The organism is Patescibacteria group bacterium (genome assembly GCA_038063375.1).
Taxonomy (GTDB): domain Bacteria; phylum Patescibacteriota; class Minisyncoccia; order Phycocordibacterales; family JANLHH01; genus JANLHH01.
Map to the genome: position 1 here is coordinate 1 of JBBTVG010000016.1, position 4,956 is coordinate 4,956.

Here is a 4,956-nt window from a genome sequence, read left to right on the forward strand (position 1 = left end):
TCGAGAGTATAAAAGTAATCTTTTATACTCTGCTCGCTCTACGTCGCTAATAAAAACCGTCCTGATTACATCAGGACGGTTTTTTGTTAGGAAGATTTTACTTTGATTCTCGCGACTTTTTTCTTGTCTATCTTGGGAAGTATGATGGTTAATAATCCGTGTTTCTCAATCGCTTCTGCTTCCTCCGGTTCCACCTCCTGGGGGAGCAGAATGGTTCGAGTAAACGCGCCCCAGTACAATTCTTTATGATAGTAGTCTTCTTCTGAAACAACTTTTTCTTCTTCGCGTTTCCCCTTGATGGTGATCATATCGCGCGTGATGGAAACTTGGAGATCGTCTGGCTTCACGCTGGCGATCATCGCTTTCACGATTATCGCATCAGGTGTTTGATACACATCCACTGACAATTCTCCCTCATCGCTTTCCTCATCAGCCCAGCTCTCTTTTCCAGCCACGGTGTCTTCACGGTCGTCAATAATATCCTGCTCTTCATCATCAGCAGGCATGCTTCCCGTGAGGCGTTCAAAAAAAGATCGTTTCCCTTTCATGTTTTTTATTGGTTCTTAATTCTTTTAACTTTTTCAAAGAGGAAGATCACAACCACGACGGCCATCCATAAATAGAGAAACACCGTAAAAGTATCTTCGCCGTTATTTCTTATTATAAAAAAGTTAAAGAAGGTATGCAATGCTATGGCGGTAGATAACCCGATAATCGTGCTCAGTGTCTTAATGAACGGGCCTTTATAAAAAGAAAGCCCGAGCGCGACACCGATAGACGCAGACGCGGCGACATGGAGAAGCGTTGCGCCCATGTAGCGCAGGTTGCCCGTGAGAAAACTCACCGTGATATCACCATTCACGAGCGGCCCTATCAAGAACATTGAGTTTTCCAATGCCGCAAATCCGAGCGCCACCGTGATCATATAAATAAGGGCATCTATGGGCTCATCGAAATATCTGCTTTTGAGCGCCACCAAGGTAATGGCCGAGTATTTCACTATTTCCTCTATTGCTGACCATACGATAAGAAGAGAAAGGGATGTCGGAGCGAAGAAGACAGAAGCGAGCTTTTCCATCGGGAGCACAATCATGACCGCCACCATGCCGGCGATGAATGACATCAAGATAAGCCCGCGCGGCTCCGGCTTCTTCATGTCTTCTTTGAGCCAAAACCACAACCATAATACCGCGGGCAAAATACCGCCCAAGAGGGCATAAAAAAGTGTTGTAGGGTCTATTGAATCGGCCATGGTTCAATCATAAGTAAATTTTTCTTGTTGTGCGGAAGCATACTCCAGACTTCTTCGGTGATGAACGGCATGAATGGATGCAATAGCGTGACCGTGGTGGTAAGGATATGAAAGAGTGTCCACTGCGCCGATAATTTTTCTGACGCGTTGTGCCCATACAGGCGGGGTTTGCTCTCTTCAATGATAGCATCCGCGAAGCGACGCCACACGTAGTGATAGAGTTTTTCTCCCGCAAGATAAAAATGATACTGCTCTATTTCTTTTGTGATGTCTGCCACAAGTTCGTCCAATTCTTCCACATTTTTCTTATCATGATCGGAGAGTGCCGGCTTCGCGGAGAGATCAACTCCTTCTGTGTTTGAGACCACGAAACGAGTGATGTTCCATATCTTGTTCGCGAAATGTTTGTACGCTTTAATTTTGTCTTCCGAGAGTTTCATGTCATTGCCGGGAGAGGTGCCGATGATAAGCGACATGCGGGTCGCATCGGTGCCGTATATTTTGATCATATCAAGCGGATCAATCACGTTGCCGATTGACTTGCTCATCTTTCTGCCGCGCTCGTCGCGCACCAATCCGTGCAAATATACATTCTTAAACGGAATGTCTCCGAGCAGATAGGTACTCATCAGGATCATGCGCGCTACCCAGAAAAAGAGAATATCGTAGCCGGTTTCAAGGATGGCAGTGGGATGATAGGTGCGCAAGTCCTCCGTCTCTTCGGGCCATCCGAGCGTGGAAAATGTCCAGAGCCCCGACGAGAACCAGGTGTCCAGGGTGTCCGGGTCTTGCTCCCATCCGGCGCCTTCCGGCCCTTCAACACCCGTATATATTTCTTCACCCCGATACCACACGGGGATCTGGTGTCCATACCAAATTTGGCGCGAAATGCACCAGTCGCGCAGGTTTTCTATCCAATGGAAATATGTCTTCTCGAACCGCTCGGGAACGATCTGTATCTGACCGTTTTGCACCACGGCGTGCATGAGCTCTTTTAAGGTGACCTGTTGCCCCGCCGCGATCCCTTTGATATTTGAATGGGGAAGGATGAATGCCTTGTTGACGTTCACAAACCATTGAAGCGAAGGGAGCGGCTCCACCGGGCGCGCGCACCGGTAGCAGATGCTCAAATTCTGGTCCACCTCTTCTTCTTTGAGCAGGAGCCCTTCGTTCTTCAGCCAATCCACAAATTTCGCGCGCGCCTCTTTCACCTTGAGTCCCGCGTATGAGAGACCCGCTTCTTTTGTCATGGTGCCGTCTTCAGCAATCACCTTGATGAGTGGAAGGTCGTTTTTCTTTGCCATGTCGTAGTCTGTCATGGAGTGTGCGGGAGTGACGCCGAGCGCCCCCGTTCCGTATGCCGTATCCACCGCTTCATCAGCGATCACTTTGATCGTTTGCGCCCCGTGCCCGAGATCAACGGTAAATATCTCCCCGATGTACGCTTTATATCTTTCGTCATTTGGATTCACGGCAACGGCGCTGTCGCCGAGCTTTGTTTCCGGACGGGTGGTTGCGATCGCGAATGGAAAATCTTTGGCGTATTTGAAAGTATAGAGCACCGCTTTTTTTTCTTTGTACTCCACCTCATCATCAGAAAGAGTGGAATAACAATGGGGGCACCAGTTCACAATGCGATAGTCCCGGTAGATGAGTCCGTCATCGTACATCTTCTTGAAAGCGGTACGCACCGCGATAGTGCGCTTTTCATCCAGCGTGAATGCTTCCCGCGACCAGTCAATGGAAGAACCCATCTTTTTTATCTGGTGCACGATCGTATCGTGGCTTTCTTTTGCGAATTGATGTACGCGTTTCAGGAACTCTTCGCGTCCGACATCGTGGCGTGTTTTACCTTCCTCGTCGTACATCTTTTTTTCCACTTTTGTTTGCGTGGCGATGGCCGCATGGTCGGTGCCGGGAAGCCATAAGGTCTTTTTTCCTCTCATGCGATTGTATCGCACCAAAATGTCCTCAATAGCGAGCATCTCGGAATGTCCCATGTGGAGCGTTCCCGTGACGTTGGGAGGAGGGAGAACAATAGAGAATGTTTCCGCGTCTTTGGCACATACGCCCTTTTCCACACACACATCGGGATTAAAAAAACCGCTCTCTTCCCAGAGCTGGTAGATCCTATCCTCGGTCGCTTCCGGGTCGTAGGGTTTCGTGAGCTTTTCGTCCATATATGGGCTCATGATACCATATTTCGGCGTTTTGGGAACGAATTTAGAGGCTTAAGTTCCCCTCTGCATATATGCGCGCGGGTGATTTTGCTTTCCCGCCTTTTAGGAAACGGAAGTATCCCGCAACGCCGATCATGATGGCATTGTCGGTGGTCGCGGCGCGCTCGGGAAGCATGAGTGTTATGCCGGAGAGCTCGGTTTTCACCATCTCCGCAAGATCTCTGCGTATCTTTGTATTGGCAGACACTCCTCCGCCTAAGACGATGGTCTTGATCTTATATGCGCGCGCGGCGGTGAGAGTTTTTTTAACGAGCACGTCAGCAACCGCTTGTTCAAATTCTTTCGCGATAGCCGCTTTTATCGGCTTAGTGAGCATGGGTATTTTTTGCACTAAATAAAGCACAGCAGTCTTCAATCCGGAAAAAGAAAAATCAAGGTCTCCTGAATGGAGCATTGGGCGCGGCAGTGTGTAGATATTGTCTTTTTTTCCCGCAAGGGCGAGGCGAGATATCTCCGGCCCGCCAGGATAGGGGAGTCCCAAGATGCGCGCCACCTTATCAAACGCTTCACCGGCCGCGTCGTCACGGGTCTGTCCTATTTTTTTGTACTTGAGCCAGTCTTTGATGAGCACCAGTTCCGTGTGTCCGCCGGAAATTAACAATGCCAACATCGGAAACTGGAAGTTGGCAATTTGAAATTCTTTTCCTCGTATAAACGAAGAGAAAATATGTCCTTCCATATGATTGATAGGTATGAGTGCACTGCCCCAGACGAGCGAGAGCGCTTTGGCAAAATTGATACCGACCCACAGCGCCGGCTCAAGCCCGGGACCGTTCGTGAAAGCAATAGCGTCTATCTTCGGGATACTCCAGTTTGGAACAGATCTCAAAAATTGTTCCAAGAGCTCCGGCTCGCGAACAAGAAGCTTTTCTAGTTTTTTAAAAATGGCTGGAGAAAGCTCGTGTTTCTTGCCTTTTCGCTGCTTCAAGAGTCTTGCTTCTTTGAGCGCTTGCGCCAAGACGGGAACGAGATTTTTGCTGTGCTCGCGCTTCGCCAGGTTGGGGAAAACACCCCCATACGGCGCATGGAGCTTTACTTGAGAGAGTACGACATCTGAAAGTATTTTGAATCGGGGGCGCTTTTGCCCACCCGTCGCTTCAATGATACTGATGGCAGTCTCGTCGCAACTGGTTTCAATAGCAAGGATTTTCATGAATGGTGTTAAAAATAGTCGTTACGGAGAGGGGGAGATTCGAACTCCCGAGGCAGTTTCCCGCCTGCCGGTTTTCGAAACCGGTGCCTTCGACCACTCAGCCACCTCTCCATTATATTGCAAACACACCGCTAAGCTTACCATTTTTTGCGTTTTTAGCAAAAAATGGTATAGTGTAGCTCATAAAAACGGCACGTGCCGTTTTTAAAATGACACATGGCCCTATCGTCTAACGGTTAGGACATCGGCTTTTCAAGCCGGTAATCGGGGTTCGATTCCCCGTAGGGTCACAGGTTTGAACGCAGTGAAAA

Annotated in this window: 4 protein-coding genes and 2 tRNA genes; 1 reads left to right on the plus strand and 5 read right to left on the minus strand. The window is 48.9% G+C overall.

Going from position 1 to position 4,956, the window contains the following annotated elements:
• Positions 1-86: 86 nt before the first annotated feature.
• The 5 genes from AAB523_02235 to AAB523_02255 all read right to left on the minus strand — a co-directional run bounded on the left by AAB523_02235 (position 87) and on the right by AAB523_02255 (position 4,756).
• On the minus strand, positions 87-548 hold the full coding sequence (locus AAB523_02235) for an Hsp20/alpha crystallin family protein (protein ID MEK7556087.1): 462 nt from the start codon (positions 546-548) through the stop codon (positions 87-89).
• Between the two features lie 5 nt (positions 549-553).
• On the minus strand, positions 554-1,252 hold the full coding sequence (locus AAB523_02240; protein ID MEK7556088.1) for a PrsW family glutamic-type intramembrane protease: 699 nt from the start codon (positions 1,250-1,252) through the stop codon (positions 554-556).
• Positions 1,237-3,432, minus strand: a complete 2,196-nt coding sequence (locus AAB523_02245; GenBank protein MEK7556089.1) for a valine--tRNA ligase — start codon at positions 3,430-3,432, stop codon at positions 1,237-1,239. Before AAB523_02245 ends, AAB523_02240 begins: the two co-directional genes overlap by 16 nt.
• Before the next feature lie 43 nt (positions 3,433-3,475).
• Positions 3,476-4,645: a tRNA (adenosine(37)-N6)-threonylcarbamoyltransferase complex transferase subunit TsaD gene (gene tsaD, locus AAB523_02250; GenBank protein ID MEK7556090.1), complete on the minus strand. Its 1,170-nt coding sequence runs from the start codon at positions 4,643-4,645 to the stop codon at positions 3,476-3,478.
• Positions 4,646-4,669: 24 nt separating this feature from the next.
• Positions 4,670-4,756 (minus strand) — tRNA-Ser (locus AAB523_02255).
• Positions 4,757-4,863: 107 nt separating this feature from the next.
• Between AAB523_02255 and AAB523_02260 the strand changes: the two genes are divergently transcribed.
• Positions 4,864-4,935: transfer RNA gene (locus tag AAB523_02260), tRNA-Glu, on the plus strand.
• The last annotated feature ends 21 nt before the right edge of the window (positions 4,936-4,956 follow it).